We start from the raw sequence: 22,778 nt of genomic DNA on the forward strand, positions 1-22,778 counted from the left end.
GCCCCCGTGACCGGGGATTTGGCTCAGACGGCGATGAGGGCCGCAGCGACCGGACGCATTTCGCCGAGCATGATGTTATACGTGCGCACCGCCGCGCCGGTTCCCATCGAATCCGATGAAATGCCGCGGGCCCTGAAGGCCGCCTTCAGCGGCGCCGGCAAGGGACGCAGATCGCGTCCCGTGCCGACGAGAAGAAACTCCACACCCGTTTCCTGAAGAACGCGCGCAAACGCGTCCACCGTCAGCGCCGCGCCCTCCTCCATATCCCAGCCATAGATGCCGGAAGGCAGGCACAGCAGAGATCCGCGATGCGACATGTCGGCAAAGCGAAAACCGCCATTGCCATAGGCATCGATGGGTGCACGCCCCGGAAAATGGGCATCGCGGATTTCAGGCGCGCGGGCCAAGGATCAGACGCCCGGCTTGCCGGAGGGCAAGCTCTTGTCCGTCTTGGTCTTGCGGTTCTCTTCCGTATCGAACGCATCGGTGCGCAGCCTGAAGGCAATCAGCACCGGTGCCGCGATATAGATCGAGGAGAAGGTGCCGACCGCCACGCCAAACAGCATGGCGAAGGTGAAGGAGCGGATGACTTCGCCACCGAAGAGATAGAGCGCCGAAAGCGCGATCATCGTGGTGAGGCCGGTCAGAACCGTGCGCGACAGCGTCTGGTTGATCGAGATATCGATCAGGTCGGACAGCGGCATCTTCTTATAGCGCCGGAGATTTTCGCGCATGCGGTCGTAGACCACCACCGTATCGTTCAGCGAATAGCCGACGATGGTGAGGATGGCCGCGATACTCGTCAGGTTGAACTCGATGCCGGTCAACACGAAGAGGCCGAGCGTCAAGATCACGTCGTGCATCGTCGCGATGATGGCGCCGACGGCAAACTGCCATTCGAAGCGGAACCAGATGTAGACGAGGATGAACAGAAGCGCGATGCCGACGCCAAGCGTTGCCGTGTAGGTCAGATCGCTCGACACGGAGGGACCGACCACTTCGACGCGGCGGAATTCGTAATCACCCTCCAGATCGCCACGGATACGGGCGAGCGCTGACTGCTCGGCATTTTCGCCGCCATCCTGCGCCTGCACGCGCACCAGAACGTCCTGCGACGTGCCAAAACCCTGTGCCTGGACTTCACCCAGATTGAGCTGGTCGAGGCGGGCACGGATATCGGCGATGTTGGCGTCGCCCTGGCGCGCCTTCAGCTCGATGATCGAACCGCCGCGGAAATCGATGCCGAGGTTCATGCCGACCGTCACGAAGCTGACGAGCGAGGCGATGGACAGGGTTGCGGCGATCAGGAAGGTGTAGCGGCGGATCGACATGAACGGCAGGCCGCGACCATCGAACACACCGGTGCGAATGCCCTTCGGCAGGTGCTTCGGCTTGGCGCGGCGCACCCAGACGGCAAACAGCCAGCTGGTGAAGGTAAAGGCGGTGAAGACGGTGGTGACGATACCGACGGCAAGCGTCACGGCAAAGCCGCGCACCGGGCCGGAGCCGAGATAGAACAGCACCACGGCGGCAATCAGCGTCGTGAGGTTGGCATCGATGATGGTGGCGAAGGCCCGCTTGAAGCCGCTGTCGATGGCCGGCAGCAATGAGCGGCCGCTCTTCACCTCTTCACGGATACGCTCGTAGATCAGCACGTTGGAATCGACCGCCATGCCCATGGTCAAGACGATGCCGGCGATGCCGGGCAAGGTGAGCGTGGAACCGATCAGCGACAGCACCGCAAGGATCATCACGATGTTGATGGCAAGCGCGATATTGGCGAGCACGCCGAAGAAGCCGTAGAAGGCAAACATGAAGGCGGCAACGGCAACCGCACCGATGATGGAGGCAACGACGCCGGCACGAATGGAGTCTGCGCCAAGGCCCGGGCCAACCGTGCGTTCCTCGACCACCGTCAGCGTGGCCGGAAGCGCACCGGCGCGCAGCAGGACGGCGAGATCATTGGCGCCCTGCACACTGAAATTGCCGGAAATCTGGCCGGAGCCGCCGATGATCGGTTCGCGGATAACTGGCGCCGAAATCACCTGGTCGTCGAGCACGATGGCAAAGGGACGACCGACATTCTGCTGCGTTGCCTGAGCAAAGCGCTGCGAACCACGCGAATCGAAGCGGAAGGTGACGACCGGCTCGTTGGTCTGCTGGTTGAAGCTTGCCTGCGCATCGACGAGGTTTTCGCCGGATACCAGTGCACGCCGTTCCACGAGATAGGGCACGGCCGGATCGTCGGTCGAGTACATGATCTGCGATGTCGCGGGCGGGCGGCCGTTCAGGGCCTCCTGAACCGGCATCGAGGTATCGACCATGTGGAAGGAAAGCTTTGCAGTCTGGTTCAGAAGCGCCTTCAGGCGCTGCGGATCCTGCAGGCCCGGAACCTGCACGATGATGCGGTCATCGCCCTGGCGCTGGATGAGCGGCTCGGTGGTGCCGAGCTCGTCGACGCGGCGGCGTACCACTTCGATCGACTGCGTGACGGCGGACGACATGCGGTAGTCGATGCCCGAATCGGTGAGGCTCAGGCGCAGAAGGCCGTCGCCCGAATCGTCCAGCCTCAGTTCCGTGATGCTGCCACCAAAGGTACCGGCAGAGACCGGCTGCAGCAGCGGCTTCAGGGCATCGCGCGCCGCCTGCAGTTGCGCCACATCCGTTACCCGAACCTGGATCTGCTGGCCGGTGCCGTTGAGGCCCGTATAGCGCACATTGGCTTCACGCAGCACATTGCGCACGTCGCCGACGATGGTTTCGAGTCGTTCCTTGACGATATCGCCACGCTCGATCTTGAGCATGATGTGCGAACCGCCCTGGAGGTCTAGACCGAGCGTGACCTTCTTGGTGGGGAACCAGCCCGGGAGCTTTGCCAACTGCTCGCTGCTGAACATGTTCGGAGCCGCGATCAGCAGGCTGACGGCAATCACGAACCAGATGAATAGGGTCTTCCAGCGGGAGAAGTATAGCATTGCGCTCTCGATGTTCTGGCAGGGTCAAAAAGGCGCCCGCTTCAGCGGACGCCGAGCCCGGGTAGAGTGTCAGGCCTTCTCGGTCTTGACCGGCTCGCCCTTCACGCGGACTTCAGCCACGTAGGTGCGCAGCACGCGAACCTTAACGTTTTCGGCGATTTCCACTTCCAGTTCCGCGTCATCGACCACCTTGGTCACTTTGCCGGAGATACCGCCACCGAGAACGACCTGGTCGCCGCGACGGATATTGGACAGGGTTTCCTGGCGCTTCTTGAGCTGCGCACGCTGCGGACGGATCAGGAAGAAATACCAGACCACCATCAACGGTGCGAAGAGGAAAAGCATTTCGAGGCCGGAGCCAAAGGGGGATGCAGAGGTGGCTGCACCTTCGGCCTGGGCAAATGCTTCAGTAATGAACATCGAGAACTCCCGGAATTGGATGACGGAGGCACCCCCCGTTTCAAGCCGCCGGAATATAGTTGCGATCAAGGGGAATGCAACAGAAACGGCGGGCTGGGCGTACCGAATTCAGGCCTCTTACCCTTTCGATGGGGAAAACACCATGCTACCGCCGTGGAAAAGCGTGAAGGCGGCTGAGGCACCGTGCAATCCGGCCCGTGCCGCCGCACCAAGGAGGTGAAGATGAGCGTGGATGCAACCGCAGAACTGATCGCCGAGGTGCGCCGGCTGGCCGATGCGCTCGAGCGTCTGGCAGGCCCCGCCCCCGCCGTCAACGACTGGACGGCCGCCGATTGCTTCGTCTGGGTGCCCGCCAACCGCTACCTGCAGCCCGTCGCGCGTCCGAACCGGGTGGCACTTGCCCTCATTCGCGGCGTCGACCACGTGCGCGACATCCTGCACGAAAACACGCTGCGCTTTGCCGAAGGCTTTGAAGCCAACAACGTCCTGCTGTGGGGGGCGCGCGGCATGGGCAAATCCTCGCTGGTGAAGGCCGTGCATGCCGATGTGAAGGCATCGACCGGAGCGCCGCTCAAACTGGTCGAGGTTCACCGCGAAGACATTTCCTCGCTGCCCGCCCTCCTCGATATCCTGAAGGCGTCCGGAGAGCGCATCATCGTCTTTTGCGACGACCTGTCCTTCGACCACGACGACACGGCCTATAAGTCGCTGAAGGCAGCGCTTGATGGCGGCATCGAGGGGCGTCCGGACAATGTTCTGTTCTACGCCACCTCCAACCGGCGCCATCTGCTTCCGCGCCATATGCTGGAAAACGAGCAATCGACGGCCATCAACCCGTCCGAAGCGGTCGAGGAAAAGGTATCGCTATCGGACCGGTTCGGCCTGTGGCTTGGCTTCCACAAGTGCAGCCAGGAGGATTATCTCGGCATGATCGACGGCTACGCCGACCATTTCGACCTCGGCCTGGCGCGCGAAACGCTGCATCACGAGGCCTTAGAATGGGCAACCACCCGCGGCGGCCGCTCTGGCCGTGTCGCATGGCAATATATCCAGGATCTTGCCGGTCGCCTGCGCAAGCCGCTTCATCGCGCCTGATCAGGACAGGCAAAATGCGCGCATGAAAAAAGCCCGGGCAGGCCGGGCTTTCTCCCATTCCCTCGCGACGCACTACAAAAGCGGGGGCAATCTTTTTATCGAAGTGGCGGCGGTTCGGTCCGGTCGCCTGAGCGTCGACCGGCCTATTCGAGGAAGGTCATCGGGTTGACAGGCGTTGCATCCTTGCGCACTTCGAAATGCACCTGCGGACGCTTTGCATCGCCGCTCATGCCGGATGTGGCAAGCGTCTGGCCGCGCTGGACCTTCTGGCCGCGGCTCACGTTGATATTGCCGGCATGACCATAGACGGTAACCTTGCCGTCGTCGTGGCGCACCAGAACCGTGTTGCCGAGCTGCTTCAGGCCATTGCCGGCATAGATGACGACGCCATTTTCGGCAGCCTTGATCGGCGTGCCTTCCGGTACCGAAATGTCGATCCCGTCATTGCGGTTGCCATCGACATTCGAACCATAGGCGGCAATCACCGCGCCGTTCACCGGCCAGCGATACTTGTCGATACCCGTCGCAGACGGTGCCGGCGTGCTGACATCGGACTTGCTTTCGACGTCGGAGAGGCTCGCGGTCTGGGTCTGCGCCGGCTTTTCCGGTGCCTTGGCAGCGGCTGCCTCGTGCGCCGGAACCGAGACGGCCTCGACCTTGGCGGGAGCGGCCGGCTGAGCAGCGGCCGTCTTCACCGCCTCGCCGCCGTTTGCGACCTTCAGCGTCTGGCCGACACGGATGCCGCCATCGGAAAGACCGTTGTCCGCCTTCAGGCGATCAATCGGCGTGTTGGTTGCACGGGCGATCTTGGCAAGCGTATCACCGGGCTTCACGACATAGGAGCCGCCCTTCGGCGGAACCGGCTGGCCGCCGCCTGAGGGCGGGGTGAGCTTGCCGGCTTCCGCCTGCGTCTTGTCGCGGGAGGTCTGGGCGCCGGGCAGTACCGCCACCTTGTCGCCCTGATCGCGGGCGGGCTTCGGAAGCTTGCCATCGCTCGGCAGGTCGATCTGGCCGGAGGCAACGCGCGCCGGGTTCGAGCGCTCCGCATAGGTCGGGATGATCACCATCTGGCCGGCGGTGAGCGTTCCACCATTGGCTTTGAGGATTTCCTTTTCCGGCACGCCGTACCGCTGCGAGAGCGTGGCTGCCGTCTCGCCGGGCCGCATGGCAATGCGCGGGGCATTGACCGTCGACCAGCCGGACTGCGGTGCGCCTGGCGCCCGCTCGCCACCGGCGGCCGGACGGGCTGCGGCGGCAGGCGCCGGCTGCACCATGGCCTGCTGGCGCGACAGATCCTCGCGGGCCGGCGGGCGGCTGGCGACGCTGTCGGTCGGGGGAGCAAGTTCCGCGCGCTGGATGGCAACCGGGGCTGCGGCGCGCCGGGCCGGCGAAGCGCTGGCTGAACCATAACCACCCTGCTGCGGATAGGTTTGCTGCTGCGCCTGCGGATAAGAAGGCTGCTGCGCGTAACCGCCGCTCGGCTGCGGACTTGCGGAAGCGTAGCCACCGACATCATCCTGAGGCATCGGCGCCGGGCCGTAGGCCCCTGCCCCCTGACGCTGCGGAATGGAAGCCGTCGTCATGTCGTCACTTCCGGGCATCAGGCCTGAGAAGCGCGTGGCATCGGAACTGCACCCGGTTGCCGCACTGGCGAGAAACGCTGCCACGGCGACGCGTACGGCTGACTTTCTCATATTCGATGAACTGTTCAAACGCATGACCCGACCTAAACGACGCAACTAACTTGACGATCATTAAAACCCGTTAGTCTTACCGTCGGGTTAAGGCAGGCAGCCACACTGCGTTTTTTTGATAAATTGATAACCATGAATCGGCTTTGCGCACTGCCGGGCACAGGCGCCGGCCGCGCCGGTTCTCAAAGATGCAAAGCGATATGGGAGGCCAGAGGCAGGTAGGGCGCTGGAAACAGGTCTTCGCGCTCGAATCGGCTGCCGGTCTTGGTGAGGCGAACCATCATGCAGTTCTCGCCCTCGGTGATCAGCGGCGCGATCATCGAGCCGCCATGCACCAGTTGTTCGGCATAAAAGCGCGGCATGCTTTCAAAGGCCGCCGTCACCAGGATGCGGTCGAAGGTGCCCTCTCCCTGCAGCCCGTGCGTCCCATCCGCCTGGCGGATGATGACATTGCGAAGGCCGAGCGCTTCCATTCGAAGCTGCGCCGCCTTCACCAAGGTGCGGTAGCGCTCCACCGTCAGGACACGCTCGGCGATCCGACCGATCACGGCCGCCAGGAAACCGCTGCCTGTGCCGATTTCGAGCACACGATGGCCGGGCTTCACATGCAGCTGCGCCAGAAGCCTGGCGGCCAGATCGGCCCCTTCCATGAAGGATCCGCACTCGATGGGAATGGAGCGGCTGGAATAGGCGTCACTGGCAAATTGTGGCGGCACGAACTGGCTGCGCGGCGTCTGCTCGATCGCCGTCAGAAGATCAAGATCGGTAATGCCCTGCGCCCGCAGCCGAAGCACCAGCGCGGCAAACCCCTCTTTCTCGATCATGGCGGCTTTCAAGCATCCACTCCCAGAGCCTGCTGAACGGCATCGCGCGCCGAATGATCGGTGAGATCGAGCTTCAGCAGTGTCACCGAAATCCGGTTCATGCTGACCGCATGAATATCGGTGCCGGACGGGAACTGCCCCGTGCGCGCGCCGAATCGCAGCCAGAAATACGGATTGCCACGCCCGTCATGGCGTTCATCCACGACCAGCCCGAAATCCGTCTTGCCCTGGCTCGTGACTTCGACACCCTCGACCTCATCCAGCGTGCAGGCCGGGAAATTCAGGTTGAGGAACGTGCCGCCGGCAAGATCCGCCTCTATGAGCTTTTCGATCAGCGCCGGGGCATGGGTCTCGGCGATCTCCCAGGGAATGACGCGGGTCTCGCCGTCGCGGCGCACCGCCTGGCTCAGCGAAAGAGAGCGGATGCCCTGGATCGTGCCTTCGATGGCGCCGGCAATGGTGCCCGAATAGGTCACGTCATCGGCAATATTGGAGCCGGCATTAACGCCCGACAGGATGAGATCCGGCTTGACGTCCAGCACATGGCGAAGCCCCATGATGACGCAATCGGTCGGCGTGCCGCGCACGGCATAATGCCGCTCGGCAACCTTGCGCAGCCGCAGCGGCTCCGACAGCGTCAGCGAATGCGCAAGCCCGCTCTGGTCCGTTTCCGGCGCCACGATCCATACATCGTCGGAAAGACTGCGGGCGATGCGTTCCAGCACCGCCAGCCCTTCGGCATGAATGCCGTCGTCATTGGTCAGCAGTATCCGCATCTCTTTTGCGTCACGCGCTCCGTTCGATCCGGGTCAGGCCGCCCATATAGGGCACCAGCACAGCCGGCACAGTGACCGACCCGTCGTCATTCAGATAGTTTTCCATGACGGCAATAAGGCAGCGGCCGACAGCCGTGCCGGAACCGTTCAGCGTGTGAACGAATTTCGGCACCTTGTCGTCCTTCACCCGGTAACGGGCATTCATGCGCCGGCCCTGGAAATCGCCGCACACCGAACAGGACGAGATCTCGCGATAGGTGTTCTGACCCGGCAGCCAGACTTCCAGATCATAGGTCTTGCGCGCGCCAAAGCCCATGTCGCCGGTGCAGAGCGTCATGGTGCGGAAATGCAGGCCAAGCCGCTTCAGCACCTCTTCGGCGCAGGCGGTCATCCGCTCGTGTTCGGCAACGGCACTTTCTGCATCGGTGATCGAAACAAGCTCGCACTTCCAGAACTGGTGCTGGCGCAGCATGCCGCGCGTATCGCGACCGGCAGAGCCGGCCTCCGAACGGAACGAGGGTGTCAGCGCCGTAAAGCGCAGCGGCAGCTTTTCCTGCTCCAGCATCTCGCCGGAGACGAGGTTCGTCAGCGTCACCTCGGCCGTCGGGATCAGCCAGCGGCCGTCGGTCGTGCGAAACAGGTCTTCGGCAAATTTCGGCAGCTGGCCGGTGCCATACATGGCCTCGTCCCGCACCATCAGCGGCGAGGAGACTTCCGTATAGCCGTGCTCGCTGGTGTGCAGGTCGATCATGAACTGGCCGAGCGCCCGTTCCAGCTTCGCAAGCTGGCCGGTCAGCACCGTGAACCGCGACCCTGACAGTTTTGCCGCGCGGTCGAAATCCATCATGCCGAGCGCTTCGCCGATGTCGAAATGCTCCTTGGCCGGATGGTTCCACAGCGGCTTTTCGCCCACCACGCGGGCCACCACATTGTCGTGCTCGTCGCGGCCGACCGGCACGTCGTCAAAGGGAATGTTGGGCAGGCGCGACAGCACGTCGTCCAGCGCGGCGATCGCCTCGCGCTCCTGCTGTTCGAGCGCCGGCATCGTGTCTTTAAGCGTGGCGACTTCCGCCTTGAGTTTCTCGGCCAGCTCGGAATTCTTCTGCGCCATGGCCGCGCCGATTTCCTTGGAGGCGGCATTGCGGCGCGACTGCATGTCCTGCAGCGCCTGGATCACAGACCGGCGGGTTTCATCGAGGGCGATGATGGCTTGCGCCTGCGGCTCGGCACCGCGCTTGTTCAGCGCTGCGTCGAGGGCTTCGGGGTTTTCACGGATCCACTTGATATCGAGCATCGTCGTTCCAGGTCATCTATTCAAAAGTTATGGCCGATGCGATGCGCCCGGCCGAAAGGAAAGTCCGGCCGAGATATCCTGTTCTGCCGGAACGGATGGTCAGGCCTCGTCGGACTTGGAAGGTTCGGACTTGGCGACACCGGACACCGCGCCCGTCTCGGCCACCGCCTCTTCGGCGCGCTTGCGCTCGACCAGACGTGCAGCATAGATGGAAATCTCGTAGAGAAGGATGGTCGGCAGCGCAAGACCGATCTGGGACATCGGATCGGGTGGCGTCAGCACCGCAGCCACCACGAAGGCGAGCACGATGGCGAACTTGCGCTTTTCGCGCAGCCACGCGCTCGACAGGATGCCGACGCGGGCAAGCAGCGTGGTCACCACCGGCAGCTGGAAGACGAGGCCGAACGAAACGACGAGCGTCATGATCAGCGACAGGTATTCCGACACCTTCGGCATCAGCGAGATCGCCACTTCTCCGTCGCCCGGCTTCTGCTGCATGGCCAGGAAGAACCACATCACCATCGGCGTGAAGAAGAAATAGACCAGCGCCGCCCCCATCAGGAACAGGATCGGCGAGGCAATCAGGAACGGCAGGAAGGCAGCGCGCTCGTTCTTATAAAGACCCGGCGCCACAAACTTGTAGATCTGCGAGGCGATGATCGGAAATGCAATCACAAGGGCGCCGAACATGGCGACCTTGACCTGGGTGAAGAAGAATTCCTGCGGCGCCGTGTAGATCAGTTCCGACTTCGAAACATCGAGGCCGGCCCAGATGACGGCCCATTTATAGGGGATGACCAGCAGGTTGAAGAGCTGCTTTGCAAAGAAGAAGCACACCAGGAATGCCACGAAAAACGCTGCCAGCGACCAGATAAGTCGTGTGCGCAGTTCCATGAGATGCTCGATGAGCGGCTGTGGCTTGTCGTCAATCTCGCCGGTCATGCTTCATCCTTGGGTGTCGTCGATTTCTTGCGCGTCCGTGCGGCGGGCTTCACAACCGCTGGCTCACCGGCCGCCCCGGCTTCGGTGCTGGCTGGAACAACGGCAGATTTTGCCGCACGCCGTGGCTTTGCAACGGCAGGCACTGCTGTTTCCAAGGCAGGCGAAACGCCGGCCACGTCAGCGGGCTTTACAGCCGGCTTGCGCGCAGCCCGCGGCTTTTTCGCCACAGCAGCAGCCGGGACGACCGGCGCGGAAGCAGCAGCCGGCGCGCTGGTTGCCGGAGCGTTTGCCGCAGGAACGGCTGTTGTCGAAGGGCTGGCAACGGCAGGCGTCCCCGTTGTCGCGGTGGCAACCGGCTGCGCCGGCGTTGCAGCCACGAACGGCGGCGTTTCCGGCAGCGACAGCGAAGGCGCCGGCATGAGATCCTCGACGGATGTCACCTCCGGGCCTTCCGATTCGACGGCCTTCGGAACTTCCGTCGCCTTCTGCAGGTCGTTCCGGATCTCGTTGCCCATTTCGCGCAGCGGGTTCATCGCTTCGCGCAGTGCATTGGCCGGGTTGAACCGCTGCGCGTCCGAAATGGTCTGGCGCACATCGTCCATGTCCGCTTCCCGCAGAGCCTGGTCGAACTGTGTGCGAAAATCCCCTGCCATCTTTCGCAGGTTGGAGGTCATCTTGCCGAATGCGCGCAGCATCGGCGGCAAGTCCTTCGGCCCGACGACAACGATCAACACGACCGCGATGACAAGTAACTCTGTCCAGCCGATGTCCAGCATTCGCTACGCTCCTGGCGGTGCCGCGCCGAGGCGCGGCTCCGAACGATTATTTCGTTTCTTCACGCTGGTGATCGACCGTCTTGCCGGTCACCGGCGGCGGCGGAGCGTCGTTGGCATCGTCATCCGCCATGCCCTTCTTGAAGCTCTTGATGCCCTTGGCAACATCGCCCATCAGATCGGGGATCTTGCCGCGTCCGAAGAAGATAAGCACGATGATCAGAACGATCAGCCAATGCCAAACACTAAAAGAACCCATGCTACCACTCCATCATTGCGCGTCGCCGTCGATGTAAGACGTTTGCGCTTGATTTTCAAACAACAAAATTTCGTCTCCTACGACCTTTACACTCACGTCTGCGAGACTGCGTGGCAAGGGTTCCGCACGGATGTGGGCGGATGGCGGCGGCATCGCGCCACCGGTTTCGCTCAAAGCCCCGCCGGACCGGGTCCGGAAGCGGCGATCCCGGCTATTCCCCGTCCTCGCCGGCAGGCGTCAGAAGACCCAGCTCTTCCAGATCGAGCTGGGTGATCGGATCTTCCTCTTCCGACAGATCGTCCGCAGACATCGGGATCGGAATGCGAAAGTCCGGCGGAATGCGGCCCGACAGAAGCCCCGCCCCCTTCAGCTCCTCAAGCCCCGGCAGATCGCGGATTTCCTCAAGGCCGAAATGGTCGAGAAAGCGCGGCGTGGTTCCGAGCGTGACCGGACGGCCGGGCGTGCGCCGTCGCCCGCGAAACCGCACCCAACCGGCTTCCATCAGCACGTCGAGCGTTCCCCGCGAGGTCTGCACGCCGCGAATGTCTTCGATTTCGGCGCGCGTGACCGGCTGGTGGTAGGCAATGATCGCCAGAACTTCGAGCGCCGCGCGCGACAGTTTCCGCTGGTCGTTATCGTCTCGGCGGATGACGAAGGAGAGATCGGCCGCCGTGCGGAAAGCCCAGCGATCCTCGACACGCATGAGGTTCACGCCGCGCGGCGCATAGAGGCGCACCAGCCGTGCCATGATCTTGCGCAGATCGATGCCGCGCGGCAGACGCTCCAGCAGAAACGCCTCCGACACTGGCTCGGCCGCGGCAAAGATGAGCGCTTCTGCCGTGCGCTCCGCCTCGAGTTCGGAACCGGAGACACCGCTCGCATCCGCCCCTGCCGAATCAGGAACAGACGCAGGCGCCTCGGACCTTGGATCGTCCGCCTCTTGCAAAACCTCTTGCTCGTCGGGTTGCTGCACGCCGCAATCCTCTATTCGTCGGCGGGATCGGCAACAGGGTCGCCGCCTGTGCCCGTGGAGGGGCGGCCGGTGCCCCGGCGCATATAGATCGGCGCGAACACGCCGTCCTGGCGGATTTCTAGCTTGCCCTCGCGCACCAGTTCCAGCGAGGCGGCAAAGGCGCTCGCGGTTGCCGTCACACGGTCGGCGGGCGGCATATAATCAAGCAGATAGCGCTGCAGCACCGTCCAGTCACCGATCTCGCCCAGCATGCTGGTCAGCAGTTCACGCGCCTCCACCAGCGACCACACCTTGCGCCGCTCGATGGTGACCTGCATCACCGCCTGGCGCTGGCGAAGATTGGCGTAAGCGTTCAGGAGATCGTAGAGATTGGCCTCGAAGGCCGCCCCGTTGCGTTCGGCGATATGCTCGGGCGCACCGCGGGCAAAGACGTCGCGCCCGAGCCGGTTGCGGTTGACGAGCCGGGAGGCCGCCTCGCGCATGGCTTCCAGCCGCTTCAGGCGAAAGGCAAGCGTTGCCGCCATTTCCTCGCCGCTCGGTCCATCCTCCTGGCGCACCTGCTGGGGAATGAGAAGTTTTGATTTGAGATAGGCAAGCCAGGCTGCCATCACCAGGTAATCGGCGGCAAGCTCGATGCGCACGCGCCGGGCGCTTTCGACAAAGGCGAGATATTGCTCGGCGAGTGCGAGCACCGAAATGCGCGCCAGATCGACCTTCTGGGTGCGGGCAAGATGCAGGAGAAGATCGAGCGGCCCTTCAAAGCCGCCGACATCGATGACAAGCGCGGGCTCGCTCAGCGCGCGCTCTTCACTCTCCTGCCAAAGCCTGTCCATTGGCGTGGCAGACTGCGGTGTCTCTGCGGCCATGCCTTCAGCCCTTCCTGCCTTCCCGGCACCGACATCCCTCAGGCCACCGGCACGAGGGCTGCGAACTCGGCGCGGAGTGCCTCTTCGCTTGCACCGTGTGCCGGCCGGAACGCCGCCTGCACCGCTTGCGCGCGTTGAAGCGACTTGCCGGCAAGCTCCGGCACTTCGCGCACAACCTGGATCATTTCGTCCATCACACCGTTGCAATGCAAGACAATATCGCAGCCACCGGCGATAATATCGGCTGCCCTTTCGCCAAGCGTGCCCTTCAGCGCGTTCATCGAGCTGTCGTCGGACAGAAGCAGTCCGTCGAAACCGATCGATCCGCGAACCACCTCCTCGATCACCTTGCGCGATGTCGTGGCGGGACGTTCCGCATCGATGGCTGTGAAGACGATATGCGCACTCATTGCCATGACCTCGTCTTTGAGCGCCCGGAACGGGGCGAAATCCTGCGCCTCTAGCTCGGCGCGCGTGGCGTTGACCACCGGCAGATCGTGATGCGAGTCAGACATGGCCCGGCCATGGCCCGGCACGTGCTTCATGACGGGCAGCATGCCGCCGGCCTTCAGCCCTTCGGAGGCGGCGGTTCCAAGCGCTGTCACCATCGCCGCATCGCCGCCATAGGAGCGGTTGCCGATGGCAGGCGTCGCGCCCTCCACCAGAACGTCCAGCACCGGCAGGCAGTTGACGTTGATGCCGAGTTTGGTGAGGTCGAAGGCGTGCAGGCGCGACATCAGCCATGCGGCGCGAAGGCCGGCGGCCTTGTCTGCGGCAAAGAGTGCGCCGAGTTCGGCTCCGGCTGGATATTTCTGAACATGCGGTGGACGGATGCGCTGCACGCGACCACCCTCCTGGTCGATCAGCACCGGTGCATCGGGCCGGCCGATCGCATCGCGCATGGAGGCGACCAGATCGATGATCTGCTGCGGTTCGGCGAGATTGCGGGCAAACAGGATGAAGCCCCACGGACGCTCGTTCCGATAAAGCGCGATTTCATCGGCCGTCAGCGCAAGACCGGCACATCCAAGGATCATTGCTTTCGAAGGGCTCATGGGGATTTGTCCTTGGGCGGGAGTTTTTGGGGAAAGAACAAGGCGACACCAGGCTCATGACCTGGAAAAAGCTTTGGCTGGCAGGGTGCGCGGCTCGTCTGCACTGGACGCAAGCCGGTGGGGCAAGGGGACGGAAGCCGCCTGGGGCGCAAAGTCCATCCTGCGCTCAAGCAGACGGGGCGTTTCCGCCCCGTTCGTGCCATTCCAGATCTTGCGGTACACGCGCATGCCTTAGCGGGCGATCAGGCAGGTGCCGCCTGCGGCGCGGTAGCGTTCGCAGAGCGCTGCCGCTTCGTCCTTGGTGGAGCCGGCAGCGATTCGGACCCGGTAAAAGGTGCCCTTCCCCGCCACATCCGCCCGGGCGATGTCATGCGCGCGCCCACCGATGACGCCGGCAAACTTGCTGGCGATATTGGCGTAGGATTTCTGCGCATCCGCCTCGCTGGGCAGCGATGCCACCTGGATATAGTAGCCGCCAGCGCCGCTTGAGGCCGAAGGTGCGGAAACAGGCGCGGAAGCCTGGATCGGGCGGGCAGCGGCTTCCGTGGTGGTTGCAACCGCATTTGTCGGCTGCCGCGAGGGGCGCGCGGTCGGCACTGGTGCTGCAAACTGCGGTGCCGTGGCGGCCGCATCGACTGCCGCCTGCGTGCCGGTCAGAGCCGCTGTCTGCTCCACATCCACATCTGCAAGCTCCGTCGGCTTTGTTCCCTGCGGCTGAGAAATCGGCGCGATGCCAGCGGCTGAGGCCGGCTCGGTACGGGCGCCGCCGGATGCCGCAACGGTCTCGGCCCGCACAGGGCGTGCCGCTGTCTCGGCCGGGGCCTTGCCCTGGGCCGGCACATCCGTCACCTGCTCGACCAGCGTTCCATCGGGACGCACGATCATGGTTTTCACACGGCGCGGCATGACCGCCAGCTGATCACCGGCCTGCTGGCCGGACGCTGCGGCCTGGTGCGGCAGAAGGCGCGGATCCTGGGTGTCGCCCACATTCGTGGCCGCCACATCGGCGCCGTCTTCCTCACCTTCCATCGGAAGGTTGTCGGGCATCAGGGTTTTCTGAACGACATCCATCGGCTGCTCGTCGGACGAAATCAGCGCCGACTGCTTGGGGTCGTTCAAGGCGCCGCCCGCGACACGGTCATACACGGCCTTGTCCTGGTTCGGCACCGTCTTGCCACCGGGATTTTCCGGCACCATCTTGATCGCATCGGTATCGGCGGCAATCACCACCGGGGCCGCATTGCCGCCCATGCCGGACGGGCCGCCGGCAAACCAGACATAGGCCGACACGCCAGCCACCAGCACAAGGCCGGCAACCGAGGCCGGCACGATCCAGCGGGCAGCGCTGCGGCGCGGCGCTTCATAATAGGCTTCGTGGTCGCCCTCGTCCTCCTCGGACCCGACAGACCGGCCAGGCTGGATCGGCTGCAGGAGCGTGCGGCGGAAATCCTCTTCCAGAGCGCGTTCGAAATCATCGAACTCATTGGCCGTTGCCGGCGTCTGCGGAGCCGGCGCGACAGCGGCAATCGACGGGGCCGTCGTCGGCGTTGCGCGGCTCCTGGCCGGCTCCTGTGCAACGGGCGCTGCCGGTGCCGGCGCTTCAAACAGCGAAGCCAGTTCCGAATCGAGATGCAGGTCGAAGTCCGAATGCGGGACCGGACGCTGTTCTGGCTCATGGGCCGGCAGATCCGGAACATTCAGATCCGGAACGCTTTCCAGCATCTCCTCGGTATCGGCAAAGAGCGCCGGATCGAAGGCGTCGGGCGCAAAATCCGGCACCGCCGCAGGGGTTGCCACGACAGGCTGGTCAGCCATAGGCTCCTGCGACATCGCTGCAGCAGACCGGGACGAAGCCAGGAAAGCCGGAACCACGGGGCTGACGGTCGCCGCAGACGAAGCCGGCCGGGCCGCAAACGGATTGACGGCGGCGGTTGAAGCAGCCGGGGCGGCCGCAGCAGCATCGGCTGCCGGACGCGCAACGGGCTCAGCCAAGGGCGCTTCGCCCTTTTCAGCCACAGTCTGGCGCGGAAGCTCGGCAGCAGGCTTGCCCTGAGGCGCGGAAAAGCGCGGCTCAGCGGCGAGAATATCGGAGAAATCCAATTCGAGCTCTTCAAGCGACAGCTCGAAATCATCTTCGTTCAACAGCTCAAGCGGTGCCGGATCCGCCTTGGACACAGGCGCAGGCGACACATCGCCGCCGCGGCGGAACAGGTCAGGTTCGACGGGAGCCTCAGTCCGCGAGGACCGCGACGCATAGTGATCCACGTCGTAGACCGGCTCTTCCAGCGGCTGGAAGCAACCCTTGTCGGCAACACGTGCATCGGACGCGGCGGCCCGGACATCCGTGAAATCCGTCGCCAGATCGTGATCCGTCAGCAAAGGCGTCTCGAATGTGTCGAGCGCGTCCAGATGCGGCGCGGAGCGCGCAACATCGACGATCGAATCGGCGTCCGGAGCGCGGCGGGCGGCGGGCGCCTCAGCCACCGGAGCGACCGGGCTTTCTTCCCTATATTGCGGCTGCAGGCGTGGCTCGGCAGCCATCACAGGCTCAACGGTCCGCTCGGGCGCCCGGTTGAAATTGGCAAGCGGCATGCGGAAGCCCGGCTCATAGGCCTTGGCGGGCGGACGCGACGAAGCCTTGCGGGCAACCGGCGCCGGCGCGGCAACCAGCGAGGTTTCCAGTTCGGAAATCAGGTCCAGCTGGAAACTTTCATCCATGACGGGCTGGGGGACGGAAGGCTCAGGAAGGGCGCGCACAGGTTCGGCACGTCGCGATTCTGCCTGAAAGTGGAAAGGATCAACGCCGCCAAAGCCAGGCTCGACAGCGGGCTCCGCGACTTCAAACGGCTCGCGCCGGCCAAAGCCGCCAAAATCATCCACACGGCCTTGCACGTCAAAGGCGGGAGAAGCCGGAGCAAGCGACTGCGTCGGCACGGCACCGGCATCCAGGTCATCGGCAAAGGGATCGACGCCACGCATCTCAGCGGAGTGAGCCTGCGGCGCATAGACGCGATGCCTGTCACCAGCCTCAGGCGCAGCAAAGTGCGGCTCCTGCGGCAGATTGCCGGATGCTGCCCTCACAGTTGCGTCCAGCGCCAGATCGTCCACCGGATCAAGGCGGGGCGATTCGTAGCTTTCGAATTCGCGCAGCAATTCGTCTTCGAGATTGAAGGCCGGCTCCTGGCGCGGCGAGGAAATCGGCCGGGCGGACGAGCGCGGTGAAGACGGCTGCCTCTGCGACGGCCGATCGTCGTAGCCTGCAATCCGCGCAAGCTCCGCCAACGGATCATCATCAGCAAAGAGATCCGGTCCGCTACCGCGGCCAAGTGCAACGCTGTTGTCTGCCATACCTTCGTCCACTCACCTACGCTAACACAACCACCTGCCAGCGCATTATGGGGAAATGGTGGCGGGACTATCGCATCTCGTCCGGTGCGGCTGTCCCCGTAATGGACAACCCGGACTTCAAAACAGAAGCGACGGCGCGCACCAGCCCGAGCCTGGCGATGGTGGAGTTTCGGTCGTTATCCTTAACAAACCGTAAGTCAGGGTTGTCTTTGCCCTTATTCCAATGCGCATGGAAGGAACTTGCCAGATCATAAAGGTAAAAAGCAAGCCTGTGTGGCTCCTGAGACAGCGCTGCGGCCTCAATCAGGCGGGGATATTCGGCAATTTTGGCGATCAGCTGGATCTCGGCCGAATCAGTGACATCCGAAACGGCATCGGAGAGATCAACTGATTCGATGTCAAGATCAGGGAACGCTTCGTTTGCCTGGCGGAAAACCGACATGCAGCGCGCATGCGCGTACTGGACGTAAAAGACCGGGTTTTCCTTGGAATGCTCCGTCACCTTCGCAAAGTCGAAATCGAGCGGTTCGGAGTTCTTCCGGTACAGCATCATGAAGCGCACCGGATCGCGGCCGACCTCGTCCACCACCTCGCGCAGCGTGACGAAATCGCCGGACCGCTTCGACATCTTCACCGGCTCGCCGTTGCGATAGAGCTTGACCAGCTGGCAGAGCAGCACGGTGAGCTTGGCCGAGCCGCCGGAGACGGCGCGCGCCACGGCCTCCAGCCGCTTCACATATCCGCCGTGGTCGGCGCCCAGCACATAGATCATCTCGTCATAGCCGCGCTCGAACTTGTCCTTGAAATAGGCAACGTCGGCGGCAAAATAGGTGTAGCTTCCATCGGACTTGATGAGCGGGCGATCGATATCGTCGCCGACCTCGGTGGAGCGGAACAGCGTCTGCTCCCGGTCCTCCCAGTCTTCCGGCAGCTGGCCCTTCGGCGGCGGCAGCGTGCCGCGATAGACATGGCCCTTGAAGGTCAGGTCGTTGATGGCCTGGCGGATGCGGGCTGCACCATCGGCATGCAGCGTGCGCTCGGAATAGAACACATCATGGTGGACGTTGAGCGCCTCCAGATCGGCGCGGATCATCACCATCATGGCATCGATGGCGCGCTCCTTGACGAGCGGCATCCACTCGTCCGGCGACATGTTATGCAGCTTGGTGCCGAATTCCTTGGCCAGCGCCTCGCCGACCGGCACCAGGTAATCCCCCGGATAAAGCCCCGGCGGGATCTCGCCGACGGTTTCACCAAGCGCTTCCCGGTAACGCAGGAAGACGGAGCGGGCGAGCACGTCGATCTGCGAGCCCGCATCGTTGATGTAATATTCCTTGGCCACGTCGTAGCCGGCAAATTCCATCAGATTGGCCAGCGCATCGCCCACAACCGCGCCGCGGCAGTGCCCGACATGCATCGGGCCGGTCGGATTGGCCGAGACGAATTCGACATTGACCTTCTTGCCCTTGCCGACGCTCGAGCGACCATAATCCGTGCCGGCGCGGATGACGGAGGCAAGCAGACGCTGCCAGTAATGTTGCGAAAGCCGGATATTGATGAAGCCGGGGCCGGCTACCGTCACATCCACGATGTCGGCGTCCTCCTTCAGCTTTTCAGCGATGATATCGGCCAGCGCCCGCGGATTGGTTCCGAGCGGCTTTGCCAGCACCATGGCGGCATTGGTTGCGACATCGCCATGGCTTGCATCGCGCGGCGGCTCGATGGTGAGGCGGCTGAAATCGACGAGGTCGCGCTTTTCCCGGATGATGTCGAGGGTCTCGAGGGCGTCTTTGATCCGGACTTCGAAATCAGCGAAAAGGTTCATGGGTCTTCATCCGCGCAAACGACGGCGGGCGCCGTCCTGAGGTTCTGTTGGTGGGGTGCCTAGCCCAATTCGGGGGTATGGTCAAACATCCGGCGATGGGCCTTCACCGCATAGGTGTCGGTCATCCCCGCCAGATAATCGCCGACGTGACGCGCCTTTGCCGCTTCGCCAAGCCCGGCCATGTGGCTGACCCAGTAATGGCTCTGCATCTGCGACGGGTCTGCCATGTAGGCACCGAAGAGATCGGTCACGATCTGCGCCGCGCCTGCCCGGATCCGCATGATGTCCGGATGACGGTAGATGCGGGAGAACAGCAGCTTCTTGATCGCCCGATCGGTCTTGGCCATGTCGTCGGAAAACGTCGCGATCACCTGGTCTGCAGCGCGGATATCCCCGACATTTTGCGGGCGCAGCGCGTCAAGCCTTGCCTGGGCCACGCCGATCACATCCTCCACCATATGGGTGATCTGGCGGCGCATGATCTCGTTGGCAAAGCGGGCCGGCTCCAGAACCGGATATTTCGCCCTCACCTGCCGCATCATGTCGGCCAGGAACGGCACATCCTCCAGCATCTCGAAGGTGAGATAGCCGGAGCGAAGCCCGTCATCGATGTCGTGGGTATTGTAGGCGATGTCATCGGCAATGGCGGCCACCTGCGCCTCAAGGCTTGCAAAGCTTGCAAGCTCCAGGTCGTTCAGCTCGCAGTAATCGAGGATCGGCTGCGGCACCGGCCCCTTCAACCCCATGCCCGCCGCATCCATCAGCGGCCCGTTGTGCTTGACCAGCCCCTCGAGGCTTTCCCAGGTGAGGTTGATCCCGTCGAACTCGGCATAGCGGCGCTCGAGCTTGGTGACGATGCGCAGCGACTGGGCATTGTGGTCAAAGCCGCCATAGGGTTTCAGCATCTCGTCGAGCGCATCCTCGCCGGTATGGCCGAAGGGCGTGTGGCCGAAATCATGCACCAGCGCCACGCCCTCGGCGAGATCCTCGTCGATCTTGAGCGCCCGGGCGAGTGCACGGGCAATCTGCGCCACCTCGATCGTATGGGTGAGCCGCGTGCGGTAATGATCGCCATCGACGCCGATGAACACCTGCGTCTTGTGCTTGAGCCTGCGAAACGCCGTGGTATGCACGATGCGGTCGCGGTCGCGCTGGAATTCGGAGCGAGTGAGACTGGAGCTTTCGGGAAACAGACGGCCGCGCGACGACCAGGGGTCGGATGCATAGATGGCCCGTTCGCCGGAGCCGAATCCCAGACTGCGTGTATCGATCGTCATGCTCAAACCCGTTTTGCACCTGTCTGCACGACGCAAGGCGCGAAGCACCCATTGACGCCAGATTTAACCCTTCATACCTATAGAGGCACAACGGCGCAAAGCCGATGACGGCAATCTCCGGGCCTTGAACCCGGCAGGAAGGCAAAAAATCATGACTGACACCACCACCGTGACCCTTTCGGAATCCGCAGCCAAGCGCATTGCCCAGATCGTCAGCGCGGATGACGGCGCAAAGGCGCTGCGCGTTTCGGTCGAAGGCGGCGGCTGTTCCGGCTTTTCCTACAAGTTCGACCTGACGCAGGATGAAACGGACGACGACGTGGTGGTTGCCCGCGGCGATGCCAAGGTGTTGATCGACAGCCTGTCACTCGTCTACATGGCCGGCTCCGAGATCGATTTCGTCGACAACCTGCTTGGCCAGTCGTTCCAGATCAAGAACCCCAATGCGGTTGCCAGCTGCGGCTGCGGCACGAGCTTCTCCATCTGAGCATCGCGGATTGAGGAGAACGGCTTTTGCCGCTTCCCAAGATAAGCTCATGCGTTAAAAGGAACCGACGAGAGGTACCCAACGCATGAAAATTGCCACCTGGAACATCAACGGCATCAAGGCGCGCATCGAGAACCTGCGCCAGTGGCTGGCGGATTTTTCGCCGGACATCGTCTGCCTGCAGGAAATCAAGTCGGTGGACGAAGGTTTTCCGCGCCTGGAGATCGAGGCGCTCGGCTATCATGTCGAGACGCACGGCCAGAAAGGCTTCAACGGCGTTGCGATCCTCTCGAAGCGTAAGCCGGACGAGGTGATGCGGGGCCTGCCGGGCGACGACAGCGACGAACAGTCACGCTATATCGAGGCGGTATTTTCCGTGCCGTCCGGCGTCGTGCGGGTCGCCTCGATCTACCTGCCGAACGGCAACCCCTCCGACGATCCGGTCAAATATCCCTATAAGCTTGCCTGGATGGAGCGCCTGCGCCGCCATGCCGAGCAGCGCCTGACGCTGGAGGAGCCGCTGATCCTTGCCGGCGACTACAATGTCATTCCCGAGCCGCATGACTGCTTCGACCCGACCGTCTGGGCAACCGACGCGCTGTTTCTGCCGCAGACGCGCGCCGCATTCCGCAGGCTCGAGCATCTCGGCCTCACCGACGCCGTGCGCGCCACCAGCGACCAGACAAAGCTCTATACGTTCTGGGATTATCAGGCCGGTGCCTGGCAGAAGAACAATGGCATCCGCATCGATCATCTGATGCTGTCACCGGAAGCGGCAGACCGGCTGCGCGCGACTTCCATCGAAAAGACGGTGCGCGCCTGGGAAAAGCCTTCGGACCACGTTCCCGTGGTCGGATATTTCGATTTTGCCTGACGCGACCCTCTGAGGCGACGGGCGTTAGTTGCGCCTATTCGTCCCCGCCATTGGCGGCAAACTGCTGCGACAGAACGATGGCCGTGCGACGGTCGCGTTCACTGGAGAGCGAGAAGGCATCCTCCTGCAATTGCTGCATCCAGGGACAATCCTTCTGGCTGCACCGGTCAAGCGCGGCGGTGAGAAACGCAAGGCCGCGCACCGTCTGGCCTTCCTGGAACAGCACATTGCCGAAGACGGCCATGGCGCCGGGATGGCCGCTCTTGCGGGCCTGGTTCAGCCATTTCTTGGCCTGCTGCATATTGGGTGCGCCCCCCTCGCCGGCCATGATCATCTTCGCCAGCTGGAACTGCGCCTCGGCCACGCCAAAGGTGGAGGCCGCCTGGAAATAGAGCTGGCGGGCCTGCGACAGGTCCACGCGCACCGGCGAGCCCGGAATGCCGTGCCGGTAATAGTCGGCGAGCGACAGCAGAGCATTGACGAAGAATCCGGTATCCTCCGAGCCCGGCTCGACGCCCTGGCTTGCGATCTCGTTGTAGATCTTGAAGGCTTCGAAGTCGTTCTTGGCCACGCCATCGCCGAAGGCATACATGTTGGCAAGCGCCCAGCGCGAACCTGTATGGCCCTTTTCGGCAGCATATTTATAGGCTTCGACCGCATCCTGCTTCTGGCCGTTCTTATAGGCCTTGAAGCCGAACTTGAAGAGATCGAAGGGGCCGGATTCCTTGCTGACGCCGGAATTGATGTCGAACGCGGCACAGGGGTTGAAGGCTGCGGCCGCCAGCATCAGTCCGGCGGCCCAGAGGCCCATCGAACGGTGAAGAATGAGCGGCATGTTCAGACTTCCTTAACCATGCCGGTGTTTGATCGGACAAAGGGTGAGAGCATTGCTTCTGATGGATGCGCCTGAAATGTGTGGCCGCAGATCACAATGAGGGTCATGCACGTACTCCGAACAAACGATCAATGACGCCGGACCTCACGAACCCGCGACTGACCGGGTTGAGCGGCGCATGCCGCT

General features: G+C 63.2%; 20 protein-coding genes. 3 read left to right on the forward strand and 17 right to left on the reverse strand.

Translation table 11 applies throughout. The annotated features are described in order from the left end of the window. Positions 1–23: 23 nt before the first annotated feature. From ACEXP3_RS04325 to yajC, 3 genes are all read right to left on the reverse strand, one after another. The gene (locus ACEXP3_RS04325; RefSeq protein WP_377296177.1) at positions 24–407 is read right to left on the reverse strand and encodes an Mth938-like domain-containing protein; all 384 of its coding nucleotides are present in this window, start codon (positions 405–407) and stop codon (positions 24–26) included. 3 nt (positions 408–410) lie between these two features. Beyond that, complete coding sequence (gene secDF, locus ACEXP3_RS04330; protein WP_377296179.1) at positions 411–2,975, reverse strand: protein translocase subunit SecDF; 2,565 nt, start codon at positions 2,973–2,975, stop codon at positions 411–413. Between the two features lie 69 nt (positions 2,976–3,044). Further along, entirely contained in the window at positions 3,045–3,395 is a 351-nt protein-coding gene (gene yajC / locus ACEXP3_RS04335) for a preprotein translocase subunit YajC (RefSeq protein WP_210104639.1), read from the reverse strand. A gap of 222 nt (positions 3,396–3,617) precedes the next feature. Between yajC and ACEXP3_RS04340 the strand changes: the two genes are divergently transcribed. Further along, positions 3,618–4,490: an ATP-binding protein gene (locus ACEXP3_RS04340; protein ID WP_210104638.1), complete on the forward strand. Its 873-nt coding sequence runs from the start codon at positions 3,618–3,620 to the stop codon at positions 4,488–4,490. A gap of 143 nt (positions 4,491–4,633) precedes the next feature. Here the strand turns inward: ACEXP3_RS04340 and ACEXP3_RS04345 are convergent, their stop codons facing one another. The 13 genes from ACEXP3_RS04345 to ACEXP3_RS04405 form a co-directional block, all read right to left on the reverse strand. Next, complete coding sequence (locus tag ACEXP3_RS04345; protein WP_377296180.1) at positions 4,634–6,208, reverse strand: peptidoglycan DD-metalloendopeptidase family protein; 1,575 nt, start codon at positions 6,206–6,208, stop codon at positions 4,634–4,636. Between the two features lie 158 nt (positions 6,209–6,366). Then, positions 6,367–7,008 (reverse strand): protein-L-isoaspartate(D-aspartate) O-methyltransferase, encoded by a 642-nt coding sequence (locus ACEXP3_RS04350; protein WP_377296590.1) that lies wholly within the window; start codon positions 7,006–7,008, stop codon positions 6,367–6,369. 8 nt (positions 7,009–7,016) lie between these two features. After that, on the reverse strand, positions 7,017–7,784 hold the full coding sequence (gene surE, locus ACEXP3_RS04355; RefSeq protein WP_377296181.1) for a 5'/3'-nucleotidase SurE: 768 nt from the start codon (positions 7,782–7,784) through the stop codon (positions 7,017–7,019). A gap of 10 nt (positions 7,785–7,794) precedes the next feature. Beyond that, complete coding sequence (serS, locus tag ACEXP3_RS04360) at positions 7,795–9,078, reverse strand: serine--tRNA ligase (RefSeq protein ID WP_377296182.1); 1,284 nt, start codon at positions 9,076–9,078, stop codon at positions 7,795–7,797. 99 nt (positions 9,079–9,177) lie between these two features. Beyond that, on the reverse strand, positions 9,178–10,020 hold the full coding sequence (tatC, locus tag ACEXP3_RS04365; RefSeq protein WP_210104633.1) for a twin-arginine translocase subunit TatC: 843 nt from the start codon (positions 10,018–10,020) through the stop codon (positions 9,178–9,180). Continuing rightward, a complete protein-coding gene (gene tatB / locus ACEXP3_RS04370; RefSeq protein ID WP_377296183.1) occupies positions 10,017–10,796 on the reverse strand; it encodes a Sec-independent protein translocase protein TatB in 780 nt (259 codons plus the stop codon). The genes tatC and tatB overlap by 4 nt, the downstream gene beginning before the upstream one ends. A 46-nt stretch (positions 10,797–10,842) precedes the next feature. Continuing rightward, complete coding sequence (locus ACEXP3_RS04375) at positions 10,843–11,052, reverse strand: twin-arginine translocase TatA/TatE family subunit (RefSeq protein ID WP_210104631.1); 210 nt, start codon at positions 11,050–11,052, stop codon at positions 10,843–10,845. Between the two features lie 211 nt (positions 11,053–11,263). Then, a complete protein-coding gene (gene scpB, locus ACEXP3_RS04380) occupies positions 11,264–12,025 on the reverse strand; it encodes an SMC-Scp complex subunit ScpB (RefSeq protein ID WP_377296184.1) in 762 nt (253 codons plus the stop codon). A gap of 11 nt (positions 12,026–12,036) precedes the next feature. Next, positions 12,037–12,891: a segregation and condensation protein A gene (locus ACEXP3_RS04385; RefSeq protein WP_210104630.1), complete on the reverse strand. Its 855-nt coding sequence runs from the start codon at positions 12,889–12,891 to the stop codon at positions 12,037–12,039. Between the two features lie 38 nt (positions 12,892–12,929). Continuing rightward, on the reverse strand, positions 12,930–13,946 hold the full coding sequence (gene nagZ, locus ACEXP3_RS04390) for a beta-N-acetylhexosaminidase (protein ID WP_377296185.1): 1,017 nt from the start codon (positions 13,944–13,946) through the stop codon (positions 12,930–12,932). Between the two features lie 231 nt (positions 13,947–14,177). Next, the gene (locus ACEXP3_RS04395) at positions 14,178–17,294 is read right to left on the reverse strand and encodes an SPOR domain-containing protein (protein WP_377296186.1); all 3,117 of its coding nucleotides are present in this window, start codon (positions 17,292–17,294) and stop codon (positions 14,178–14,180) included. Positions 17,295–17,361: 67 nt separating this feature from the next. Further along, complete coding sequence (gene argS / locus ACEXP3_RS04400) at positions 17,362–19,119, reverse strand: arginine--tRNA ligase (RefSeq protein WP_377296187.1); 1,758 nt, start codon at positions 19,117–19,119, stop codon at positions 17,362–17,364. 59 nt (positions 19,120–19,178) lie between these two features. Then, positions 19,179–20,396, reverse strand: coding sequence for a deoxyguanosinetriphosphate triphosphohydrolase (locus ACEXP3_RS04405; protein WP_210104626.1), 1,218 nt, complete (start codon positions 20,394–20,396; stop codon positions 19,179–19,181). Between the two features lie 151 nt (positions 20,397–20,547). Here ACEXP3_RS04405 and erpA point away from each other — a divergent pair, with 151 nt between their 5' ends. Further along, complete coding sequence (gene erpA, locus ACEXP3_RS04410) at positions 20,548–20,883, forward strand: iron-sulfur cluster insertion protein ErpA (protein ID WP_210104625.1); 336 nt, start codon at positions 20,548–20,550, stop codon at positions 20,881–20,883. 85 nt (positions 20,884–20,968) lie between these two features. After that, positions 20,969–21,757: an exodeoxyribonuclease III gene (xth, locus tag ACEXP3_RS04415; RefSeq protein WP_377296188.1), complete on the forward strand. Its 789-nt coding sequence runs from the start codon at positions 20,969–20,971 to the stop codon at positions 21,755–21,757. Positions 21,758–21,791: 34 nt separating this feature from the next. On the opposite strand, the gene exoR is transcribed toward xth, so the two are convergent. Further along, the gene (gene exoR / locus ACEXP3_RS04420) at positions 21,792–22,592 is read right to left on the reverse strand and encodes an exopolysaccharide production regulator ExoR (RefSeq protein ID WP_210104623.1); all 801 of its coding nucleotides are present in this window, start codon (positions 22,590–22,592) and stop codon (positions 21,792–21,794) included. Positions 22,593–22,778: the final 186 nt, after the last annotated feature.

Source organism: Neorhizobium fuzhouense, assembly GCF_042611105.1.
GTDB lineage: Bacteria > Pseudomonadota > Alphaproteobacteria > Rhizobiales > Rhizobiaceae > Neorhizobium > Neorhizobium galegae_A.

Coding starts and splice junctions, on each gene's coding strand:
- secDF (WP_377296179.1), bottom strand. CDS start 2,975: ATGCTATACTTCTCCCGCTGGAAGACCCTATTCATCTGGTTCGTGATT.
- yajC (WP_210104639.1), bottom strand. CDS start 3,395: ATGTTCATTACTGAAGCATTTGCCCAGGCCGAAGGTGCAGCCACCTCT.
- ACEXP3_RS04340 (WP_210104638.1), top strand. CDS start 3,618: ATGAGCGTGGATGCAACCGCAGAACTGATCGCCGAGGTGCGCCGGCTG.
- ACEXP3_RS04345 (WP_377296180.1), bottom strand. CDS start 6,208: ATGCGTTTGAACAGTTCATCGAATATGAGAAAGTCAGCCGTACGCGTC.
- ACEXP3_RS04350 (WP_377296590.1), bottom strand. CDS start 7,008: ATGATCGAGAAAGAGGGGTTTGCCGCGCTGGTGCTTCGGCTGCGGGCG.
- surE (WP_377296181.1), bottom strand. CDS start 7,784: ATGCGGATACTGCTGACCAATGACGACGGCATTCATGCCGAAGGGCTG.
- serS (WP_377296182.1), bottom strand. CDS start 9,078: ATGCTCGATATCAAGTGGATCCGTGAAAACCCCGAAGCCCTCGACGCA.
- tatC (WP_210104633.1), bottom strand. CDS start 10,020: ATGACCGGCGAGATTGACGACAAGCCACAGCCGCTCATCGAGCATCTC.
- tatB (WP_377296183.1), bottom strand. CDS start 10,796: ATGCTGGACATCGGCTGGACAGAGTTACTTGTCATCGCGGTCGTGTTG.
- ACEXP3_RS04375 (WP_210104631.1), bottom strand. CDS start 11,052: ATGGGTTCTTTTAGTGTTTGGCATTGGCTGATCGTTCTGATCATCGTG.
- ACEXP3_RS04385 (WP_210104630.1), bottom strand. CDS start 12,891: ATGGCCGCAGAGACACCGCAGTCTGCCACGCCAATGGACAGGCTTTGG.
- nagZ (WP_377296185.1), bottom strand. CDS start 13,946: ATGAGCCCTTCGAAAGCAATGATCCTTGGATGTGCCGGTCTTGCGCTG.
- ACEXP3_RS04395 (WP_377296186.1), bottom strand. CDS start 17,294: ATGGCAGACAACAGCGTTGCACTTGGCCGCGGTAGCGGACCGGATCTC.
- argS (WP_377296187.1), bottom strand. CDS start 19,119: ATGAACCTTTTCGCTGATTTCGAAGTCCGGATCAAAGACGCCCTCGAG.
- ACEXP3_RS04405 (WP_210104626.1), bottom strand. CDS start 20,396: ATGACGATCGATACACGCAGTCTGGGATTCGGCTCCGGCGAACGGGCC.
- erpA (WP_210104625.1), top strand. CDS start 20,548: ATGACTGACACCACCACCGTGACCCTTTCGGAATCCGCAGCCAAGCGC.
- xth (WP_377296188.1), top strand. CDS start 20,969: ATGAAAATTGCCACCTGGAACATCAACGGCATCAAGGCGCGCATCGAG.
- exoR (WP_210104623.1), bottom strand. CDS start 22,592: ATGCCGCTCATTCTTCACCGTTCGATGGGCCTCTGGGCCGCCGGACTG.